Annotated in this window: 20 protein-coding genes; all 20 read left to right on the forward strand. The window is 46.4% G+C overall.

The features are described 5' to 3' along the window. Positions 1-89: 89 nt before the first annotated feature. The 20 genes from AC2TF5_RS06670 to pstB all read left to right on the forward strand — a co-directional run bounded on the left by AC2TF5_RS06670 (position 90) and on the right by pstB (position 20,986). Positions 90-584, forward strand: a complete 495-nt coding sequence (locus tag AC2TF5_RS06670) for a phosphatidylglycerophosphatase A family protein (protein WP_491301416.1) — start codon at positions 90-92, stop codon at positions 582-584. A 154-nt stretch (positions 585-738) separates the two neighbouring features. Next, complete coding sequence (locus AC2TF5_RS06675; protein WP_208918286.1) at positions 739-927, forward strand: glutamate decarboxylase; 189 nt, start codon at positions 739-741, stop codon at positions 925-927. A 288-nt stretch (positions 928-1,215) separates the two neighbouring features. Beyond that, positions 1,216-2,109 (forward strand): acetyl-CoA carboxylase, carboxyltransferase subunit beta, encoded by an 894-nt coding sequence (accD, locus tag AC2TF5_RS06680; protein ID WP_491302827.1) that lies wholly within the window; start codon positions 1,216-1,218, stop codon positions 2,107-2,109. Next, positions 2,109-3,092, forward strand: coding sequence for an acetyl-CoA carboxylase carboxyltransferase subunit alpha (locus AC2TF5_RS06685; RefSeq protein WP_491301417.1), 984 nt, complete (start codon positions 2,109-2,111; stop codon positions 3,090-3,092). Before accD ends, AC2TF5_RS06685 begins: the two co-directional genes overlap by 1 nt. A gap of 116 nt (positions 3,093-3,208) precedes the next feature. Further along, on the forward strand, positions 3,209-4,636 hold the full coding sequence (gene pyk, locus AC2TF5_RS06690; protein WP_491301418.1) for a pyruvate kinase: 1,428 nt from the start codon (positions 3,209-3,211) through the stop codon (positions 4,634-4,636). An 87-nt stretch (positions 4,637-4,723) separates the two neighbouring features. Further along, positions 4,724-5,233 carry an acyl-CoA thioesterase gene (locus AC2TF5_RS06695; RefSeq protein WP_491301419.1) on the forward strand — a complete coding sequence of 170 codons (510 nt, stop codon included), beginning with the start codon at positions 4,724-4,726 and terminating at the stop codon, positions 5,231-5,233. Positions 5,234-5,239: 6 nt separating this feature from the next. Then, positions 5,240-5,632, forward strand: coding sequence for an FxsA family protein (locus AC2TF5_RS06700; RefSeq protein WP_491301420.1), 393 nt, complete (start codon positions 5,240-5,242; stop codon positions 5,630-5,632). Between the two features lie 380 nt (positions 5,633-6,012). After that, on the forward strand, positions 6,013-7,125 hold the full coding sequence (gene citZ, locus AC2TF5_RS06705) for a citrate synthase (RefSeq protein WP_491301421.1): 1,113 nt from the start codon (positions 6,013-6,015) through the stop codon (positions 7,123-7,125). 145 nt (positions 7,126-7,270) lie between these two features. After that, the gene (gene icd / locus AC2TF5_RS06710; protein ID WP_241930285.1) at positions 7,271-8,563 is read left to right on the forward strand and encodes an NADP-dependent isocitrate dehydrogenase; all 1,293 of its coding nucleotides are present in this window, start codon (positions 7,271-7,273) and stop codon (positions 8,561-8,563) included. A gap of 15 nt (positions 8,564-8,578) precedes the next feature. Then, complete coding sequence (gene mdh, locus AC2TF5_RS06715) at positions 8,579-9,520, forward strand: malate dehydrogenase (protein WP_491301422.1); 942 nt, start codon at positions 8,579-8,581, stop codon at positions 9,518-9,520. Positions 9,521-9,680: 160 nt separating this feature from the next. Next, positions 9,681-10,106 carry a hypothetical protein gene (locus AC2TF5_RS06720; RefSeq protein WP_491301423.1) on the forward strand — a complete coding sequence of 142 codons (426 nt, stop codon included), beginning with the start codon at positions 9,681-9,683 and terminating at the stop codon, positions 10,104-10,106. A gap of 224 nt (positions 10,107-10,330) precedes the next feature. After that, a complete protein-coding gene (locus AC2TF5_RS06725) occupies positions 10,331-11,197 on the forward strand; it encodes an SDR family oxidoreductase (protein ID WP_491301424.1) in 867 nt (288 codons plus the stop codon). Positions 11,198-11,477: 280 nt separating this feature from the next. After that, the gene (locus AC2TF5_RS06730) at positions 11,478-13,040 is read left to right on the forward strand and encodes a fumarate hydratase (RefSeq protein WP_491301425.1); all 1,563 of its coding nucleotides are present in this window, start codon (positions 11,478-11,480) and stop codon (positions 13,038-13,040) included. Between the two features lie 259 nt (positions 13,041-13,299). Beyond that, positions 13,300-15,090: a two-component system histidine kinase PnpS gene (gene pnpS / locus AC2TF5_RS06735; RefSeq protein ID WP_491301426.1), complete on the forward strand. Its 1,791-nt coding sequence runs from the start codon at positions 13,300-13,302 to the stop codon at positions 15,088-15,090. Positions 15,091-15,181: 91 nt separating this feature from the next. Then, positions 15,182-15,907 (forward strand): response regulator transcription factor, encoded by a 726-nt coding sequence (locus AC2TF5_RS06740; RefSeq protein ID WP_491301427.1) that lies wholly within the window; start codon positions 15,182-15,184, stop codon positions 15,905-15,907. A gap of 146 nt (positions 15,908-16,053) precedes the next feature. Continuing rightward, entirely contained in the window at positions 16,054-17,211 is a 1,158-nt protein-coding gene (locus AC2TF5_RS06745; RefSeq protein ID WP_491301428.1) for a methyl-accepting chemotaxis protein, read from the forward strand. A gap of 149 nt (positions 17,212-17,360) precedes the next feature. Further along, positions 17,361-18,329: a PstS family phosphate ABC transporter substrate-binding protein gene (locus tag AC2TF5_RS06750; protein WP_491301429.1), complete on the forward strand. Its 969-nt coding sequence runs from the start codon at positions 17,361-17,363 to the stop codon at positions 18,327-18,329. A gap of 26 nt (positions 18,330-18,355) precedes the next feature. After that, positions 18,356-19,288, forward strand: coding sequence for a phosphate ABC transporter permease subunit PstC (gene pstC / locus AC2TF5_RS06755; protein ID WP_491301430.1), 933 nt, complete (start codon positions 18,356-18,358; stop codon positions 19,286-19,288). Next, positions 19,289-20,164 carry a phosphate ABC transporter permease PstA gene (gene pstA / locus AC2TF5_RS06760; protein WP_491301431.1) on the forward strand — a complete coding sequence of 292 codons (876 nt, stop codon included), beginning with the start codon at positions 19,289-19,291 and terminating at the stop codon, positions 20,162-20,164. Positions 20,165-20,230: 66 nt separating this feature from the next. Then, entirely contained in the window at positions 20,231-20,986 is a 756-nt protein-coding gene (gene pstB / locus AC2TF5_RS06765) for a phosphate ABC transporter ATP-binding protein PstB (protein ID WP_491301432.1), read from the forward strand. Positions 20,987-21,017 lie beyond the last annotated feature (31 nt).

The raw sequence follows: 21,017 nt of genomic DNA on the forward strand, positions 1-21,017 counted from the left end.
AACAATGTCCGGAATATCGTTACCGAGGCCTTTTTCCTATCCAAGGCGCAGCAGCGGTTGTTCCGGTTAACGCGCGGGAGGGATTAGTTATGTCAATGGAATTGGCAGAGGGTATTCTGAACCGAAGAGGCGTCAGCGTATCTTCCATTGCGGATATTGTCTATCGTTTACAGAGAAAGTATCACCCGACCCTGACGATGGAGCAGTGTGAAGAGAGCGTGCGGGCAGTTCTCAGAAAGAGAGAAGTGCAGTACACGTTGTTTACGGGAATTGCGCTGGATGAGCTGGCCGAGCAAAAGCTGCTTCCAGAGCCGCTTCAATCGATCATGGAGAAGGATGAACCACTGTACGGCGTGGATGAAACGATGGCTTTGGGGGTTACGAGTATTTACGGTATGATCGGACTGACCAGCTTCGGTTATTTGGATAAGGAAAAAATAGGAGTTATTGAAACATTGAACGAGAAGACGGACGGTATACATGTGTTTCTTGATGATCTTGTAGCAGGTATTGCCGCTGCCGCTTCTTCACGTATTGCCCATAACAATCCGCAAGCAACCTTCTATACCGTAGAAGGAAATTAAATTTTTTGGTGTTGCTATACCCCTTTAGATAAGGGGAAATGCTCTTTCTGCCCCCTTCCTCTTTTGTTGAGGTAAAAAGTGAAGTGTGTTATCATTATCCATTATATCGGCACAGGATATGCCTATGGCACGAGATTAGGGGGAACTGAAAGGCATGTGGACGGTAATCTATATCGCGCCAACCGCTAAGGTGGCGGAAATGATCAAAACCAAGCTTACGGAAGAAGGTTTTTTGGTTCAGAGCCGTCCTGTAAATCTTTCCAAACAACAATTTGAGATTTTGGTTCCCTCCGGAGAGCTTGAGGAAGTACAGGAAGTGTTGAATTCGATTCTGCACCCCTAGCTTAAGGGATACATAGCGAAGCTAGTTTATTGGAATCTAAGATAGTATAAGTTTGACACTATACTTTAACTTAGATTCTTTCGCGAAACGTAAGCTTTGCCTGTCAAAGACGGCGGAGCCGTTTCGCTTGGAATATAAGAAAGTATAAATTTCATATTGTATACTTGGCTTATATTTCTCGCAGAAACGCCGCCGTCCTTTAAAAAGGACGCCGAAGGCGTTTCTTCTTGGATGTACAGATTTGCTAAGTTTGCGGCCATTCAAATTTGCGGCTGGAGAGGTGTAGTTGTGTTTAAAGATCTGTTTCAGAAAAAAAGAAGATATGCCACCATTCCTTCGGAACGTCTCGGACGAACAGGACAGCCTGAAGAAGGCGAACGTCCGAAACGGGAAATTCCTGAAGGCCTAATGAATAAGTGCAGCAAATGCGGTAGCATTCAATACAGCAAGGAACTTGAGAAAAATCTGAAAGTGTGCTCAGAGTGCGGTCATCATATGCGTTTGAACGCATGGGAGCGCATTGGCATGACGCTGGATGAGACAGGCTTTGAAGAATTTGACGCCGATATGATTTCTGTTGATCCTTTGCAATTTCCTGGTTATGCAGCCAAGTTGGAGCAGCAGAAGATGAAATCAGGCCTTCATGATGCGGTAATCACGGGTAAAGGTTTTATTAGTGAACAACCTGTTATCGTGGCAGTGATGAGTTTCGACTTCTTTACTGGGAGTATGGGATCGGTTGTTGGCGAGAAAATTACCCGGGCGATCGAGTATGCAACGGATCAAGGGCTACCGCTCATTATTTTCTCTACTTCTGGTGGAGCACGAATGCAGGAAAGTATTCTCAGCCTGATGCAGATGGCTAAGACGAGTGCAGCGCTTTCGCGGTTCAACGAACGGGGTGGCCTCTATATTTCGGTTATTACGGACCCGACAACAGGTGGTGTTTCAGCTAGCTTTGCATCACTTGGAGATATTAATATTGCTGAACCCGGTGCTGTGTTCGGCTTTGCCGGACGCATCGTTATCGAGCAGACGATACGGCAAAAGCTTCCGGATGATTTCCAGACCGCCGAGTTCAACCTGGCGCATGGTCAGCTGGATATGGTCGTTCATCGCAAGGATATGCGTACGATGCTTGGAAGATTGCTCGAAATGCATACCTCGAAAGGGGGATTTTGATGTCAGGCGTACTTCCTTTTGAAATGCCGCTTGCAGAAATGCGAAAGAAGATTGAAGAACTTGAGCAGTTCGGACAGGAAAAAGGGATCGATTTTACGGATGAAATCGCTCGTTTGGAAGAACGCTATAGTCGTCTGGAAGAAGAGATTTATTCCTCCATTTCACCTTCACAAAAAATGCATCTGGCCCGTCATCAGCAAAGGCCGACATCCCTTGATTTAATTCAACTGATATTTACCGATTTTATCGAACTGCATGGAGACCGGATGTACGGTGACGATCTGGCAGTTGTTGGCGGGTTGGCTAAGCTGAATGGTATCCCGGTTACCGTTGTGGGCCAGCAGCGGGGAAAGGATACGAAAGATAACATCGCCCGTTTCTTCGGAAGCGCGCATCCAGAAGGCTTCAGGAAGGCACTACGGCTTATGCAGCAGGCTGAGAAGTTCAAGCGTCCTGTGATCACTTTTGTTGATACAAAGGGTGCTTATCCGGGTAATACAGCTGAAGAGAGAGGTCAATCTGAGGCGATTGCCCGCAACTTGCAAGAAATGTCGGCACTCGGAGTGCCTATTGTTTGTGTAGTCATCGGCGAAGGTGGTAGCGGCGGTGCTCTTGCGATGGCCGTAGGTAACCGTGTCCTGATGCTTGAGAACGCAATTTACTCGGCTATCTCACCGAACGGAGCAGCTTCAATCCTGTGGAAAGATGCATCGAAAGCAGACCAGGCTGCACAGGCGATGAAGATCACCGCTCAGGATTTGTTCGAGATGGAAGTCATTGAAGAGATTGTTCCGGAACCGAAAGGCGGGGCACACCGAGGGTATGAAGAGACGGCTTCAGCGATCCAGGATGCACTCGTTCGTCATCTAAGGGAACTGTCTGTAATGGATGCTTGTGAGCTGAAAGAAGACCGTTACCGGAAGTTCCGCAAGATCGGAAGTTATGACTATGCAGTGTCCGAACAGCCTGATAAGCTCGTTTGAAAGGACTGTCGATTATAGATGTATGACAAATTTCCTATACAAATGAGAAGTTTTGTAGTAGATTTAGTTGTTGGAACAGAGATATAGAGAACCCTTGGAAAACGGAGGAAACCCAAATGCGTAAAACTAAAATTGTATGTACTATCGGTCCTTCCAGTGAATCGTTGGAAAACACTAAGAAGCTCATTATGGCCGGCATGAACGTTGCCCGTCTGAACTTCTCCCATGGCGATTTTGATGAGCATGGCAATCGGATCAAAACCATTCGCCAAGCTAGCCAGGAATTGAACAAAACGGTTGCTATCCTTTTGGACACGAAAGGACCAGAAATCCGTACCGGCAAATTGGAAGTGGAACCGGTGGAGCTTGTGCAGGATGAATACATCACGCTTACTACCGAAGAAATCCTTGGTGACAAGAACCGTATCTCCATTACTTACAAAGAACTGCCGGGAGATGTTCAGGAGGGATCTACGATTTTGATCGATGATGGTTTGATCGGTCTTACTGTCGTGGAAGTTCAAGGCACTGAGATTAAATGCCGTATCGTTAATGGCGGAACAATCAAGAGCAAAAAAGGCGTAAACGTACCGGGTGTGAACATTTCCCTTCCAGGTATTACTGAAAAGGACGCCAACGATATTGTTTTCGGGATCGAGCAGGGCATCGATTTTATCGCAGCTTCCTTCGTTCGTAAAGCGAGTGACGTACTGGAAATCCGCGAACTGTTGAAAAGCCACAACGCTGAGTATGTGCAGATTATCTCTAAAATCGAGAACCAACAGGGTGTGGATAACCTGGATGAAATTCTGGAAGTTTCCGACGGCTTGATGGTAGCCCGTGGTGACTTGGGTGTTGAAATCCCGGCTGAAGAAGTGCCTCTTGCGCAAAAACGCATGATCGAAAAATGTAACATTGCAGGAAAACCAGTTATTACGGCAACACAAATGCTGGACTCCATGCAGCGCAACCCTCGCCCAACCCGTGCGGAAGCAAGTGACGTGGCGAATGCGATCTTTGATGGTACGGATGCAATCATGCTTTCAGGTGAAACAGCTGCAGGTAAATATCCAGTAGAATCTGTTTTGACCATGTCCCGTATTGCAGAAAAAGCGGAATCCGCTCTGAACTACCGTGACCTGTTCTTGAAGCAGCGTATTGCTCAGGAAACTAGTGTTACAGAAGCGATCAGCCAATCCGTTGCTATTTCCGCATTGGACTTAAACGCGAAAGCGATCATCTCTTCGACGGAATCCGGACAAACCGCACGTATGGTTTCCAAGTACCGTCCTAAGGCTCCTATCGTCGCTGTAACGACGCAGGAGAGAACAATGAGACGTCTAGCATTGTCTTGGGGTGTAACCCCGGTTAAAGGGGAAAGAGCTACGTCTACAGATGAGATGTTTGAATATGCCCTTCAAGGCGGACAAAAATCCGGGCTTGTGAAGGAAGGCGACCTGGTTGTTATTACAGCTGGTGTACCGCTTGGTAAATCCGGTTCTACAAACCTGATTAAAGTTAGTCAAATCCCAGCGCAGAACTAATCTTCTGCCCTGGGTTAGGATAGAGTCGTAAAAAGCAATGGACGAGCAATCGGCCATTGCTTTTTCTGTAAATAATGGGGTGAACTTATGTCAAAAATATCAGATGAACAGATAAGTCGCTGGTTTACAACATCCTTTCGAGTACGCTATCAAGAATGCGATCAAATGGGTGTGGTATATCATGCTAACTATTTGAACTGGTTTGAAATTGGAAGAACCGAGATGATTCGGCAGCTGGGTTTTACGTACAGAGGAATGGAAGAGGAAGGCGTCCTTCTTCCTGTCGTAGATTTGGATGTCCAGTACAAAAATCCGGCACGGTACGATGACCTTGTGACGGTGTTCACACGTATGACGGTTTTCTCGCCGCTTCGGATTCATTACGAATATGAGGTGCGCCGACTGAATGAAGAAGATCGTGGATTACTGGATACTGTAGGACAGCAAGAAGCAGGAGAGCTTCCGGGAGATCAACTCGTGATTGGTGCAACGCGTCATGTATGGGTGAATAGAAACTGGAAACCAGCAAGACTAGATAAAAATGTTCCCAAGTTGTATGATGCTTTAAGAAGTTCTTTTTTGGGAGGAAAGGAGTAGTAAATCATGTGGAAGTGGATGCTGGCGGCCGTTATTTTTCTGCCTGCCATTGAAATATTCGGATTTTCTTTAGTAGCGGAGCGGGTCGGTGGCATGAATACGCTACTTCTGACACTGCTTACCTCCGCCATCGGTGTTGCGATGATGAGATTTGAAGGGCGTAAGGCTATGGAGGATGCCAAACTGAAGATGAATTCGGGTATGGTGCCCGGATTATCGATGGCAGAAGGCCTCTGTATTTTTGCAGGGGGAATCTTGCTGATTGTGCCTGGTTTTGTGACAGATATTATTGGATTTACATTGATTTTTCCCCTGACACGGCCTTTGTACCGATTCTTGCTGCTGAAGTGGATGAAGAAAAATATGAAGGACGGTAAAATTACGATTTTTCGGCGTTAACATTAGGAAATTTACAGTTTTTAATTTTTACGAAGACCGGATCCCTCATTAGTACAGGGGCCGGTCTTTTCCAATATATGCAATCTTGATATTATCAAATAGAAAAAATCAAGATTCGACAATGATAATTATCACGGCTATAATGGAATTGTAAGTGATTTCAAAAAATAGTTTATGATGTCGATAAAACAATTTGATATAGAGAATGACTCTGTCATTGTTCACATATCAGACATTATCCAGTATGATATGAGAAGGTTTTACGACTGATAACATGGCTATTGGCCTCTTCAAGGTTTTTTCTTTATTATTCGGCTTCATGAAAACATTTTCATGACGATCCAACTCAGTTTATCCCGAACAAAAAGGAGAGATGATGCATGACAGCTACCAAGGGTTTGGAAGGCATTGTAGCCACAACTTCCTCGATCAGCTCGATCGTTGATGGTGTTCTCACATATCGAGGCTATGACATTGATGACCTCGCAGAACATGCCAGTTTTGAAGAAGTGGCTTATTTGCTGTGGTTCGGTAAGCTTCCGAACGCACAGGAGTTACAATCGTTGCAACAGGATTTGAGCAATTACGCGGCTATTCCGGATAAACTGATACAACAAATCAAACTGTATCCGCAAGATGCGAATACGATGGCTGCTCTTCGATCCGCTGTATCTGCTCTCGCACTGTATGACGAATCTGCAGACGATATGAGCCGTGAAGCAAATGAAAAGAAAGCGGTTAAGCTTCAAGCTCAGCTGCCTACAATCATTGCGGCTATCGCACGAGTTCGTCAAGGCAAGGAGCCAGTAGCTCCAAAAGCTGGAGTATCTATTGCCGAGAATTTCCTTTACATGCTTAGAGGCGAGCAACCGGATGAAACCTCGATTAAAGCTCTGGACCAGGCCCTTGTGCTTCACGCCGATCATGAGCTGAACGCTTCCACGTTCGCATCCCGTGTAACCGTGGCTACGCTGTCCGATATTTACTCGGGTGTTACATCCGCTATCGGTGCGCTCAAAGGCCCGCTGCATGGAGGAGCTAATGAAGCCGTTATGAAGATGCTGAACGAAGTTGGAACAATCGATAAAACAGAAGCCTATATTCAAGAGAAATTGGACAACCGCGAGAAAATCATGGGTTTCGGACACCGTGTATACAAAAACGGCGATCCACGTGCCAAGCATCTGCAAAAAATGTCTCGTGAACTCGGTAAGATGAAGGGTGACACAACCCTGTATGATATGTCAGTTCTGATCGAAGAGACAGTGACCGGCCAGAAAGGTCTGAAGCCTAATGTGGACTTTTACTCGGCATCGGTATATACGCAGCTCGGTATTGAACATGAGCTGTTCACCCCTATTTTTGCAATCAGCCGCGTTTCCGGATGGACAGCGCATATTCTGGAGCAGTACGACGGCAACCGGATTATCCGTCCGCGTGCAGAGTACACAGGATTAACGGATCAAAAATATGTACCGGTTGAACTTCGCTAATTAACTATCAATCATGTACAATAGGGGCAGAGAAAACGCTTGAGCGGCATATTTGCCACAGGCAGCGGTATTCTTTGTGCCCTTTACCCGTGTTTTTTAACGGGAATTGTAGAGATCTAACAAATCAAAGGAGGAATACATACTTATGAAACTTGAGAAATTCGCATTACCTACTGAAGGTGAGAAGATTACGATTGATAACGGCAAGCTGCAGGTTCCCAGCAATCCGATCATTCCTTTTATTGAGGGCGACGGAACAGGCCGTGATATTTGGAGAGCATCCAAACGTGTTCTTGACGCGGCTGTAGAGAAAGCTTACAGCGGTTCCAAGAGTATTGCCTGGTACGAAGTGTTTGCTGGAGAAAAGGCATTTAATACATATGGAGAATGGCTTCCGAATGATACGCTAGAGGCAATTCGTGAGTATATCGTAGCTATCAAAGGACCGCTTACAACGCCAATCGGCGGCGGTATCCGCTCCCTGAACGTAGCTCTGCGCCAAGAGCTTGATCTGTACACTTGCCTGCGTCCAGTCCGCTACTTCAACGGCGTACCTTCTCCGGTGAAGCGTCCTGAGCTTGTAGACATGGTTATCTTCCGTGAGAACACAGAAGACATCTATGCAGGTATCGAGTACAAGGAAGGTTCTGAAGAAGTTAAGAAAATGATCAAATTCCTTCAGGATGAAATGGGTGCGAACAAAATCCGCTTCCCTGAAACTTCCGGTATCGGTATTAAACCAGTGTCTTCGGAAGGATCCAAGCGTCTTGTGCGTGCTGCAGTTGAATATGCAATCAAGCACGGCCGTAAGAGTGTAACGCTCGTTCACAAAGGCAACATCATGAAGTTTACCGAAGGTGCTTTCAAGAACTGGGGATACGAAGTGGCTGAGCAGGAGTTCGGCGATAAAGTATTTACTTGGGCACAGTACGATATTATCAAGGAAAAAGATGGCGTAGATGCAGCGAATGCAGCACAGAAGGCGGCTGAAGAAGCTGGCAAAATCATCGTTAAGGATGCTATTGCTGATATCGCTTTGCAGCAGGTGCTGACTCGTCCTACAGACTTTGATGTAATCGCGACACTGAACCTGAACGGTGACTATCTGTCTGATGCGCTTGCAGCTCAAGTTGGTGGTATCGGAATCGCTCCTGGAGCGAACATTAACTATGTGACAGGACATGCAATCTTTGAAGCTACTCACGGAACAGCTCCAAAGTACGCTGACAAAGACGTCGTTAACCCGGGTTCCGTTATCTTGTCCGGCGTTATGCTTCTTGAGCATCTTGGCTGGCAGGAAGCGGCTGACCTGATCTACAAAGGTATGGGAACATCGATTAATAATAAGACCGTTACGTATGACTTCGCCCGCCTGATGGAAGGCGCTACAGAAGTGAAATGCTCCGAGTTCGCGGACGAAATTATTAAAAACTTGTAAGGGGGATAAAACATCGTGGCAAATACTCGTAAAAAGATAACGGTTGTCGGTGCTGGCTTTACCGGAGCGACCACTGCACTTATGCTCGCTCAGAAAGAATTGGGTGACGTCGTGCTACTGGATATTCCACAGATCGAGAACCCAACCAAAGGTAAAGCTCTTGATATGATGGAAGCTAGCCCGGTTCAAGGTTTTGACAGCAACATTGTTGGTACATCCAACTATGAGGATGCTGCTGATTCCGATGTTGTCATTATTACGGCTGGTGTAGCCCGTAAACCTGGAATGAGCCGCGATGACCTCGTGAATACGAATGCGGGAATCGTGAAATCCGTATGTGTGAACGTAAAGAAATACGCTCCTAACTCTACGGTTATTATTTTGAGCAACCCGGTGGATGCCATGACTTATGTGGCTTACAACACTTTGGGCTTCACTAAAAATCGTGTAATCGGGCAGTCCGGTGTATTGGATACTGCTCGTTACTGTACATTCATTGCGCAGGAACTTAACGTATCCGTTGAAGATGTACGCGGATTTGTTCTGGGCGGACACGGGGATGACATGGTTCCGCTCGTTCGTTACTCCAGCGTTGGTGGTATTCCGATCGACACGCTGATTCCTGCTGATCGTATTGAGGCGATTGTACAGCGCACCCGAGTTGGCGGTGGTGAAATCGTCAACTTGCTAGGTAACGGCAGTGCTTATTATGCACCGGCTGCGTCCCTTGTTCAGATGACAGAAGCGATTCTGAAGGATAAGAAACGTATCCTGCCGGTCATTGCTCTTCTGGAAGGCGAGTACGGCTATGACAATCTGTTTATGGGCGTTCCGGCAATCCTGGGTGGAGACGGCATTGAGAAGGTATTCGAGCTGGAGTTGACTTCTGATGAGAAAGCTGCACTTGATAAATCTGCAGAGTCAGTACGCAATGTCACTTCTGTGGTGAAGCTGTAATATACTCCCCCGCTTATTTTTGACGATTAAATGACAAAGCAATCCCGTTCCAAATTTTAGGGACGGGATTGCTTTTCTTTATGCCATTTGTTCAGTATAATATGGTTCAGTGCGTTAGATGTAACAAATATCACACAAATTAAATTGGAGGAGTTGTATAATGTATAAGATTTTCTTTCTGCTACATATGATCGGAACAGCTGCTGTTGGATTTTACTTGATTCTGCCATTTATCGTAGGCGGCGTTCAAAAACTATCATTGGGCGCACAGGAAGGTGCGGTAAACACGGTTCGCGTAGCTAATCGGTTTGCTCAGTATGGTTTAGTGGTTCAGCTTGTAACCGGTGGTTACATGATGACTAAGGACGAGTATTCGGTAGCTTGGATGATTATCGTCACCGTTCTGCTTCTTGCGATGTTTGCGATCGGCGGAATCATGAGCAAGCCTCTTAAAAGTGCTCTTGCGGGTATCCGTGAGAAGCGAGATGTGAAACCTGAAACGGCCAAGCTCCGCACATTTAGCTCGCTGTTGGCACTCAGTTTGATTGTTATGATCTTTTTCATGGTATACAATAAGATTATCTAATATATGTGATTCATATAAGAAGTCATCCCATTTCGATGGGGTGACTTTTTTGTTTGTTGGAAAAATTTAAAGCGTCTTAGACATTTGTTTGATCAACCCTCTTTTGTGGTTATTAACATATCGTAAAGAGGTTGTGATAATATGGCCGGGCCTAACGCATCCTAATAGGGAAGTATAGCCATGGATAATAAACAGATGAACTGACCTGAAAGGAGAAATACAATATGCCACAAGATGGACAAAAACAAACACTCCCCCCGCAACATCAGGATCATCGTCCCGGAATCGAGATGGAAATGCATCCACTTCCGGAGTATGAATCCAGCGAGTACAAAGCAGCCGGTAAGCTTAAAGGAAAGGTTGCCTTGATTACAGGGGGGGATAGTGGGATTGGCAGAGCGGTTGCGGTAATCTATGCCAAAGAGGGTGCCGACGTATCTATCGTTTATTTGAATGAGCATAAAGACGCGGAGGAGACGAAGCGTCAAGTGGAGCAAGAAGGTCGGAAATGTATCCTCATCGCTGGTGATATCGGAGACGATACATTTTGTCGGGATTCTGTGAAACAGACAGTGGAGCAGCTTGGTCAGCTGGACATTCTGGTCAACAATGCGGCTGAGCAGCAGCTGCAGAAGAAGATTGAAGACATTTCTAAAGATCAGTTGGAGCGCACATTCCGTACCAATATTTTGGGAATGTTCTACATGACGCAATCCGCTATGCCGCATCTAAGCAAAGGCAGTGCGATTATTAATACCGCATCGATTACGGCTTACCGGGGCAGTCCTGAACTTATCGATTATTCATCGACCAAAGGAGCCATCGTGTCCTTTACACGTTCTCTGTCTATGAATGTCGTAGACAAAGGGATTCGTGTCAACGGTGTGGCTCCAGGTCCGATTTGGACACCGCTCATTCCATCAACCTTTCCAGCAGACCAGGTGAGCAAGTTCGGTGCAAGCCAGCCGATGAAACGACCTGGACAACCGGAGGAGCTTGCTCCAGCGTATGTGTATCTGGCTTCTTCTGATTCCTCATATGTCAGTGGACAGATCATCCATGTGAACGGTGGCGAGGTTATTAACGGTTAATACGGCAGTTTCCAAAGATATGTATAACTTTAGGAGAGAAATTAACACCAAGAAGACCCTGTCTTCCGCTTCAAGCGGAGGTGCAGGGTCTTTACGTGTACAGAATTGATATAATTACTTGATCAAGAGACAGGTGAAGATAAGTAAATTTAAGAGATTATAAATTTAAAGTAAACCCTTTCATGAACTATTTGATATGATATGATAGGAGTAAATAATAGTATTCCAGATCACTTTACACAGCTAACTGGTCATAAAAGAGAGGGGAAAGTAAACAGACATGAAGCATTTTGAAGAGAGTGTATACCGGCTTATCGTGGAAACCTCGACAAACCTTCCTGGAGATGTCCGCAGAGCGGTCAAACGCGGCCGTGAGGCGGAGGATGCAGCTACCCGTGCGGGTTTGGCACTGGCTACAATTGCGCAAAACATTGAGATGGCGGAAACGCAAGTTTCGCCAATCTGTCAGGATACAGGCATGCCTACTTTTGTTGTACATACTCCTGTTGGTGCCAACCAAATTGAAATGAAAAAGGATATTTTCAAAGCGGTTATCCGGGCTACTCAAGATGGCAAGCTGCGCCCGAACTCTGTAGACTCTCTGACGGGTAAGAATAGTGGGGACAATCTGGGACCTGGAACGCCCGTGATTCATTTTGAACAATGGGAACAAGATACAATTGATATCCGTCTTATATTAAAGGGCGGCGGATGTGAGAATAAGAACATTCAGTACAGCCTGCCAGCTGAACTAGAGGGATTGGGGAAAGCGGGACGGGATCTGGACGGGATCCGAAAATGCATTATGCATGCGGTTTACCAAGCTCAGGGTCAAGGGTGCAGTGCAGGATTTATCGGGGTTGGGATCGGAGGAGACCGTACAACTGGCTACGAGCTGGCTAAGCAGCAGTTGTTCCGGCATATTGAAGATGTAAATCCGAATCCGGATTTACAGAAGCTAGAGGATTACGTATTGGATAACGCGAACAAGCTTGGAATCGGTACGATGGGCTTTGGAGGAGAAGTTACACTTCTCGGCTGCAAGGTTGGTGCGATGAACAGACTTCCGGCAAGCTTTTTTGTCTCGGTTGCTTATAACTGCTGGGCATTCCGCCGTCAAGGCGTGCTGATCGAAGCGAAAAGTGGTGAAATTCAGGAGTGGTTGTATGAAAGCGGAAGCGGGATCGCGATGACCGACGCTGAGACGGAAGCTGTTACAGCGGTGGCATCGGAGTCTAGCGAAGCTGAAGCGCAGCGTGAAGGTAAGGAAATCGTGCTTCAAACACCGATCAGTGAAGAGCAGATCCGCAGTCTCCGAGTAGGAGATGTGGTCGTCATTCGCGGAGAAATGCACACGGGACGCGACGCCTTGCACAAATATTTGATGGATCACGATGCTCCTCTAGATCTGAACGGCGCGGTTATTTACCACTGCGGTCCCGTTATGCTTAAAGATGACGAGGGATGGCATGTAAAGGCGGCAGGACCGACCACAAGCATCCGGGAGGAACCTTACCAAGGAGATATTTTGAAAAAGTTCGGCATCCGGGCAGTCATTGGCAAAGGTGGCATGGGACCCAAAACACTAAAGGCACTTCAAGAGCATGGCGGGGTATACCTAAACGCGATCGGCGGAGCGGCACAGTACTATGCAGAGTGCATAAAAAATGTGAACGGCGTCGATTTTATGGAGTTCGGCATACCAGAAGCTATGTGGCATCTTGAGGTAGATGGCTTTGCAGCTATCGTGACGATGGATTCGCACGGCAATAGTCTTCATGCGGATGTTAGCAAGGATTCGGCTGCCAAGCTCGAAATGTTTAAGGAACCTGTGTTCCTTTAAATTTCATAATGGATTTCTCATTTCTCATTTACGTTTAAATATCCTTCGGCAAGCTTGTTGCCGAAGGATATTTTTTACTTATCATATGAACGTTGCGGTTCAGGAAAATGAGGTTTATCATTGAAAACAAAGTAAAAGTCGGCAGGGGGAGAAGAGTGAAACCATTCGGATTGTCATTTGCATCTTGGTTCGAACAATACACTTTCACTGATTCGCAAGTTCAAGCAACTACCAAAATCACCGTTAAAGGAAGAGATGGATGAGACCGTTTCGTAATCGACTTACAATTATTATGATGACACTGATTGGTTTATCCATGCTTGGCGCAGGATTTACGATGGCCAATATGTTCAAACAATCCCATATTGCCATACAGGAAGAAAACATGGTCCGTGAAATCAATCTCATTCAGGGGACCTTGGATTTCCCATCCCTCAGTGAGGAACAGAAAATACAGTATTACACCGAGAAATCGCATCAGCTGCAGGAATTGGCAGACGCTAGGGTAACATTTATATCGAAAGACGGGACGGTTATAGGTGATTCGGAGAGTAACCCAGAATCGATGGATAATCATGCGTATCGTGAAGAGATGGTTCAAGCGATGGAGAAAGGAATAGGCAGGACGATTCGTTACAGTAGCACACTTGGACAAGATATGCTGTATGTGGCCCTGCCTGTGAAGCAAGGAGATTATGATGGATATATCCGTTTGTCCATGAGTTTGAGGGCAGTGGATCAAGGCGTCTGGCAGGGATGGCTTGTTATGGGCGGAGGGCTTGTCATCCTGTTTATCATTGCTGCCTTTGTGAGCTACAGAGTAGCGGCAAATTTGACATCTCCACTTGAGAAAATCACGCGTGTAGCACGGCAAATCACCCGTCAGGATTATGACGCTCGTGTCCCGATTCATCGCAAGGATGAGATCGGTCAGCTGGCACATGCAATCAACGGAATGGCTGACAGCCTTCAGACTCAATTGCAGACGATAAGGGACAACGAGGATCTTCTTCAAAGCGTCCTTAACAATATGACCGGTGGAATTGTAATGCTCAGTTATGACGGAAATATTGTGCTGGTGAACCGGGCGGCGGAGGGAATGCTCGGTATTAAAGCAGATTATGTGACTGGCAAGTCATACAGGGAGCTACGTCAGCATTATGAACTTACCAAGCTCATGGAGGAGGGGCTGGAGCACAGAAACAATTTCCGTGAAGAACGTAGTTTGTATTTTCCGATAGAGTCCATAGTCCGTCTGGACGGAGTAGCTATGGTTCAGGATGACGGATCGTATCGCGGGATGCTGTTCTTGCTTCAGGATGTGACGGATATCCGGAGATTGGAGCGGATGCGCAGCGAGTTTGTCGCAAATGTCTCCCACGAACTGAAGACACCGCTGGCGGCGGTTAAAGGTTTTGCCGAGACTTTGCTTGGCGGGGGAGTGAATGATGAGAAGACTTCAAGGTCTTTCCTGCAGATTATTTATGATGAATCTGAGCGACTAAACCGGCTGATCCGCGACATTCTGGAGTTATCCAAGATTGAATCCAAGCGGATTGCCATGGATTACTCACCGATCCATCTATCTACGTTCTTCGAATCTTTAGTTGAATTTATGCGGCCTGAAGCGGATAAGAAAAAAATCAGCCTGAGTCTGCATGTTCCGGAAGAGTTGTTTATGGAGGGTGATGAGGACAAACTCAGACAAATATTTACCAATCTTCTGTCCAATGCTATCAACTACACGCAGGAAGGTGGACGGGTCCAGCTGATGGCAAGGGATATGCATCCGAATGAACAAGGAGATACCGTTGAATTTATCGTCAAAGATTCGGGGCTTGGAATTCCAAAAAAAGATCTGCCTCGCATCTTTGAACGGTTCTATCGGGTGGATAAAGCACGTTCCCGGGGCTCAGGTGGAACCGGACTCGGTTTATCGATCGTAAAACACCTCGTTGATCTTCATCACGGTTACATCAAGGTTGAGAGTGAACTTGGCCTTGGTAGTTCTTTTGTAATCGAAATGCCGCTCCTTCAAGAAAATGATTAAGAGGTCAGGCTGCTTTTTAACATTGGGATAACATTCCGTTGATATACTATGACAAGTATTAAAAATATATGGATCTGAGGGCGGGGTTAACATGGCTCAACGTTTGCTTGTTATTGAGGATGAACCGACACTTTCAAGGCTCTTATCGTATAATTTGACTCAGGAAGGCTTTGAAGTCACCGTGGAGGAACACGGAACGACCGGGTATGACCGGGCGTGTCAGCAATCTTTTGATCTGATATTGCTGGACGTGATGCTTCCGGGCATGAACGGCTTTATCATTCTGGAGAAGCTGCGTCAGCAAGGGATAACGACGCCTATTATTATTTTGACAGCCAAGAATGCCGAGGAAGAGGTTGTGCAGGGACTTAAAATGGGGGCCGACGATTACATTACGAAGCCTTTCGGTGTATCCGAGTTGTTGGCCAGGGTATCGGCTGTCATGCGAAGGGTTTCCGGACACGTTGAAGAAGTAAAAGAGACTGAAGAGCAGCGAAATGTAATCATACTAGGCCAGCTGGAAATTTTTCCAGATAAATATGAAGTGAGGTTGGGAGGTCAGAACATTAACCTCCGGCCAAAAGAATTTGAAGTGTTGTTATACCTGGCCAGAAAGCCGGGAGTCGTCTTAACCCGGGACGATCTCATGAATGTCGTCTGGGGATTCGACTACATTGGCGGTCAACGGACAGTCGACGTGCATGTCAGCTCTCTTCGCAAGAAGCTGGAACTGGATCCCGAGTCGGTATTTATTGACTCTATTCGGGGTGTAGGATATAAGCTGGTCGTAAACCCTAAAAAAGCTCCCATCATTTGATTTAAATGATGAGGGCTTTTTTTGTGTGTAGGTGGAAAGGTACAGAAAAACTTTCGAGTTTACATTCCCTTCATATTCCAAACACATTCTGTTAATACTAATTCGATAAGATGCGTCTTAAGAACTAGATAAAGGAGTGGGGCTGCATGACACTGCTTCAACTTAAGACACATGGCACGATGAATACGGAAAGTGATGATAAGCCAGAGCTCCATAAACATCTGACACAATCACAAAACACTACCGCGCTCGTCTTGTGCAGGCTGGTTCCAGTCATCGGGACGAATGAGACCTGCCGCGAAGTGATGGACAAGTTCAAGACTAATCGAGAAATTCCATGCATGGTTTATTGCAACGAATCGGGCAAACCTGAAGGACTTATTATGCGGGGGGATATGTACCGCCGAATGACAGGCAGATTTTCCAGCGAAATTTATGATCACCGTCCGGCAACTTGTATTGCAGATATGAAGCCTATGGTAGTGGATATATCACATCCTCTATCACAACTGCTTCACCAAGCGTTGCAACGTCCAGAATCGCGGTTTTATGATTGTGTGCTCATTACAGATCAGGACAAGTTTCTCGGTGCTCTAACCGTGAAGGATTTATTGTATCTGTCCACCGTACTGCAAGAAGAAGCGGAGAACAAACGAGTATTTATTTTGAATGAAAACCATCGTCAAACTATTGAGATTGAAGAATCTTTAAGCCAAGTTGCTGAGGCCGCAGAGGTAACGCAGACCCGAAGTCAAGTGATGAAGGAATGGTCTCAATCCGGAAAAGGGAAGCTGGAACAGGTAAGTAATTCATATACAGGACTCGTCAACGATATGGAGGAGAGGGCTGGCTTTGTCTCGCAGCTTTTACAAAATGCCGACAGTATTTCCTCGATCACCAAGCAAATTACCGAGATCGCTAATCACAGTAGCCTGCTGGCTATAAACGCTTCGATTGAAGCAGCGCATGCGGGTGAGCATGGGAATGGGTTTCAGATTGTCGCAGGAGAAGTCCAGACTTTGGCCAAACAGACACGAAACTTGTCTGCAGACATTTCCAATCTTCTGGTGCAGATCCAGCGTCTCGTTGCAGAAACTGCTGAGGCTACCGCTTCTAGTCTGAAGGAAATCCGTTCTTGTGAGAGCATTGTTGCCGAAGGAGGCAGGATATTTGTCCAGATGGAGCAAGTGGTTCAGGAGGTGAGGGATGCCGGCAGCCAGGTATATCGTCTGTCAGAAGAAGCGACTGAACAGGTCAAGCGGGTCAGGAAGGAGCTGGAAGAAATGAACGTCAGTCATTCCTAAGATCCGCAAATTGAGTCAATAAATCTTTTGAATCGTTGAATATTTTACATAGAGTTTACAATTCTCGATAACTGAAATTACATTACAGGATTAATATCAATATTGTAAGGCGATAAGTAAAGAGACCAGATCTAAAGGAGTGGATAGGTTTGTTTAGTAAAAGGGGTCGTAAAACAGCAGGTATTCTCGTATTGATCATGATGCTGAGCACAGTGCTCGCAGCTTGCGGAGGCGGGGATAAGAAAACAGAAGTCGACAACGCAGGAGCCAGTGACTCACTTAAGGGAACGATTGAAATTGATGGATCTAGCACGGTTCATCCGATGACAGAAGCAATCGCTGAAGAGTTTGGGGCCGTAAACAAAGATGTCCGCATTCCAATTGGAACAGGTGGAACAGGCGCTGGCTTTAAACGCTTCCTGAACGGCGAGATCGCCATTACGAACGCATCCCGTCCGATTAAGGATAAGGAAGATGCGGAGGCTAAAGAAAAAGGATTTGAATATCACGAAATCATGGTAGCTTATGATGGATTGGCTGTCGTTGTAAATCCGAAGAATGATTTTATTGATAAACTGACTATTGATGAGCTGAAGAAAATATATGAGCCAGATAGCAAAGTGAAGACGTGGGCGGATGTACGTGAAGGATGGCCTGCTGAGGAAATTAAAATCTACTCACCTGGTACAGACCATGGAACATTTGATTATTTCACAGAAGTTATTAACGGTGAAGCACAAGTTAGCCGTAATGACGGCCAAATTACATTCAGCGCAGACACCAATGCGATCGTACAGGGTGTATCAGGTGATAAACAATCGATCGGTTACTTCGGTTACTCCTTCTACGAAGAGAACAAAGATAAATTGAAACTGGTTCCTATCGATAACGGAACAGCTACGGTTTCACCAAGTCCAGAAACGATTAAAGATAACAGCTATTCTCCATTGTCTCGTCCTTTGTTTATCTATGCAAGCAAGAAGGAAATGGATCGTCCAGAAGTGAAGGCTTTCCTTGATTTCTACCTGAGCAACGCAGGAACACTGGCTAGTGAGGTTGGATTCGTACCACTTCAAGATGACCAGTATCAACAAGAAAAAGACAAGTTGGCTCAATAAGTCATGGATAGAAAGGGAAGAGAAGAATGAATAAAACATCATCCGTGGCAGGTAGTTCCGGGAAAATGACGTTCCGCAGAAGCAAAACGCGCCTATCCGACAAAATCATACCGATTTTTTTAGGATTATGCGCAGCGCTTTCGGTATTTACCACCATCGGTATTGTGTACACACTTCTACAGGAATCCATCATTTTCTTCAAGGAGGTACCGGTATGGTCCTTCTTGACAGGAACGGTATGGAGCCCTATTCTCTCCCCAAAAGAATTCGGCGTGCTGCCCCTACTGGGCGGCACATTGCTGATTACAGGCATTGCGATTGTATTCGCAGTGCCTATCGGCTTGGCATCCGCTATTTATTTAAATGAATATGCGCCTGCCCGGGTTCGGGGAGTTGTTAAACCGGTACTGGAAGTACTGGCTGGTGTACCGACGATTGTGTACGGTTATTTTGCGCTGGAGACCGTAACACCTTTATTGCAAAAAATATTTCCGAATATAAGCCTCTTCAATGCGCTGAGTGCAGGTATTGTTGTAGGTATTATGGTGCTGCCTATGATTTCATCTCTTAGTGAAGATGCAATGCGAGCTGTTCCGAAGAGCCTCCGGCACGGAGCCTATGCACTTGGTGCCACCCGCTTTGAAGTGGCGCTGAAAATTGTGCTACCAGCTGCCATGTCCGGTGTTGTTTCTTCGTTCGTGCTGGCATTCTCCCGCGCGATTGGTGAGACCATGATCGTTACAGTTGCCGCAGGGGCAACACCGCGTCTGACAGCCAATCCGCTGGAAAGCATACAAACGATGACTTCATATATCGTTCAGGTCAGCAGCGGTGACGTTCCGCGCGGAACGGTTGAATATGGGACGATCTTTGCCGTCGGTCTGACTTTGTTTGTCATTACCTTTTTGCTTAACATCTTGGCGCAGTGGGTTGCTCGCCGCTTCAGGGAGGAATATTAGATGGAATCAATGAATCTGGGCGAAACCAAAGGCATAACCCGGAGACGCCGTGGCGATCGCACCCTGCACCTTGTTTTTCTGATCTGTACAAGTATCGGAATTGTGGCATTGATGGCATTAATCGTGACGATTTTGACGGACGGCCTTCACAGACTTTCACCAGAGCTATTCACGAATTATCCGTCACGTATTGCTGCGAAGGCAGGGATGAAATCGCCTATAGTTGGTACAATTTACCTGCTCTTGCTCATGGCTCCACTGTCATTTACTCTTGGTGTTGGGGCTGCGATATTTCTGGAGGAGTACGCCGGGCGAAGCCGCTGGGTGCGTCTCATTCAGCTAAATATCAGTACGCTTGCAGGCGTTCCTTCTATTATATATGGTATTCTCGGCCTCGCGATTTTCGTTCGCGGTATGGGTCTTGGACGAAGCTTGTTGTCCGGGGTATTGACTATGACGCTGCTTGTCCTGCCGATTATTATTGTTTCTTCTCAAGAGGCGCTCCGGGCAGTGCCGAAGAACCGGCGTGATGCATCTTATGCTCTTGGAGCGACGAAGTGGCAGACGGTTTCCAAGTCGGTATTGCCATCCGCCATGCCTGGTATTATGACAGGGGTTATATTGGCACTGTCCCGCGCAATCGGGGAAACGGCACCGCTCATTATGATCGGGGCTCTCACCTATGTTGCCTTTTTGCCGGAAAATCTGCTGGATTCATTCACGGTAATGCCGATTCAAATTTTCAACTGGATATCGAGACCAAGTGCGGAGTTCCATGAGCTGGCTGCCTCGGGTATCATTTTGCTGCTGATTATGCTGTTCATTATGAACCTTCTGGCCATCTGGTTGCGGAACAAATACCAGAAGAACACCTAAGATTACTTTGATACAACAGCCATATCGATATCGTGAATGTTCAGAAGAAGGAGACATGATTATTTTATGGAAGCCATTATTCATATTGAGAAGTTGAATCTCTATTACGAGTCCTATCATGCGCTGAAAAATGTGGACCTTGATATACCGGAAAAAACGGTGACAGCGTTTATCGGTCCTTCCGGCTGTGGTAAATCGACATTGCTGCGTACACTCAATCGGATGAATGACATGATTCCGGGCACACGGATTGAGGGCAGCGTGAAGATCGGCGGTACAGAAATTTATAGTGAGGAAGTCCATGTTGAGGCTCTGCGCAAACAGGTCGGCATGGTATTTCAGCAGCCTAACCCTTTTCCTAAATCGATCTATGACAACATCGCTTACGGACCACGCCTCCATGGCATCCGAAGCAAGTCAGAGCTGGACGGTATTGTGGAGCAGAGTCTTAAACAGGCTGCGCTGTGGGGAGAGGTAAAAGACTATTTGAAACGTTCTGCATTCAGTCTGTCCGGCGGTCAACAGCAGCGTTTATGTATTGCCCGTGCCTTGGCGGTTCAGCCCGATATTCTGTTGATGGACGAGGCGACTTCGGCACTGGATCCAATCTCAACGCTTAAGATTGAGGAATTAGTTCAGGAATTGAAGAGTAAATATACCATTGTTATGGTTACTCACAACATGCACCAGGCCGCGCGGATTTCAGGTCGGACGGTATTTTTCCTAAACGGTGAGGTCATTGAGTCGGCAGATACGGATGTATTGTTCTCAACGCCTTCCGACGCTCGTACCGAGGATTATATTTCCGGCCGCTTTGGCTGATGGCTTGTTAAATAATGAATTGGAGGGGCAT

The organism is Paenibacillus sp. JNUCC 34 (genome assembly GCF_058269055.1).

What these genes read in the sequence shown, in the direction of transcription:
- pstB (WP_491301432.1), top strand. Translation starts at nt 20,231, where the DNA reads ATGGAAGCCATTATTCATATTGAGAAGTTGAATCTCTATTACGAGTCC.
- AC2TF5_RS06745 (WP_491301428.1), top strand. Translation starts at nt 16,054, where the DNA reads ATGACACTGCTTCAACTTAAGACACATGGCACGATGAATACGGAAAGT.
- AC2TF5_RS06695 (WP_491301419.1), top strand. Translation starts at nt 4,724, where the DNA reads ATGTCAAAAATATCAGATGAACAGATAAGTCGCTGGTTTACAACATCC.
- AC2TF5_RS06670 (WP_491301416.1), top strand. Translation starts at nt 90, where the DNA reads ATGTCAATGGAATTGGCAGAGGGTATTCTGAACCGAAGAGGCGTCAGC.
- AC2TF5_RS06720 (WP_491301423.1), top strand. Translation starts at nt 9,681, where the DNA reads ATGTATAAGATTTTCTTTCTGCTACATATGATCGGAACAGCTGCTGTT.
- AC2TF5_RS06685 (WP_491301417.1), top strand. Translation starts at nt 2,109, where the DNA reads ATGTCAGGCGTACTTCCTTTTGAAATGCCGCTTGCAGAAATGCGAAAG.
- AC2TF5_RS06725 (WP_491301424.1), top strand. Translation starts at nt 10,331, where the DNA reads ATGCCACAAGATGGACAAAAACAAACACTCCCCCCGCAACATCAGGAT.
- pyk (WP_491301418.1), top strand. Translation starts at nt 3,209, where the DNA reads ATGCGTAAAACTAAAATTGTATGTACTATCGGTCCTTCCAGTGAATCG.
- pstC (WP_491301430.1), top strand. Translation starts at nt 18,356, where the DNA reads ATGAATAAAACATCATCCGTGGCAGGTAGTTCCGGGAAAATGACGTTC.
- pstA (WP_491301431.1), top strand. Translation starts at nt 19,289, where the DNA reads ATGGAATCAATGAATCTGGGCGAAACCAAAGGCATAACCCGGAGACGC.
- AC2TF5_RS06700 (WP_491301420.1), top strand. Translation starts at nt 5,240, where the DNA reads ATGTGGAAGTGGATGCTGGCGGCCGTTATTTTTCTGCCTGCCATTGAA.
- AC2TF5_RS06740 (WP_491301427.1), top strand. Translation starts at nt 15,182, where the DNA reads ATGGCTCAACGTTTGCTTGTTATTGAGGATGAACCGACACTTTCAAGG.
- AC2TF5_RS06730 (WP_491301425.1), top strand. Translation starts at nt 11,478, where the DNA reads ATGAAGCATTTTGAAGAGAGTGTATACCGGCTTATCGTGGAAACCTCG.
- pnpS (WP_491301426.1), top strand. Translation starts at nt 13,300, where the DNA reads ATGAGACCGTTTCGTAATCGACTTACAATTATTATGATGACACTGATT.
- citZ (WP_491301421.1), top strand. Translation starts at nt 6,013, where the DNA reads ATGACAGCTACCAAGGGTTTGGAAGGCATTGTAGCCACAACTTCCTCG.
- AC2TF5_RS06675 (WP_208918286.1), top strand. Translation starts at nt 739, where the DNA reads ATGTGGACGGTAATCTATATCGCGCCAACCGCTAAGGTGGCGGAAATG.
- icd (WP_241930285.1), top strand. Translation starts at nt 7,271, where the DNA reads ATGAAACTTGAGAAATTCGCATTACCTACTGAAGGTGAGAAGATTACG.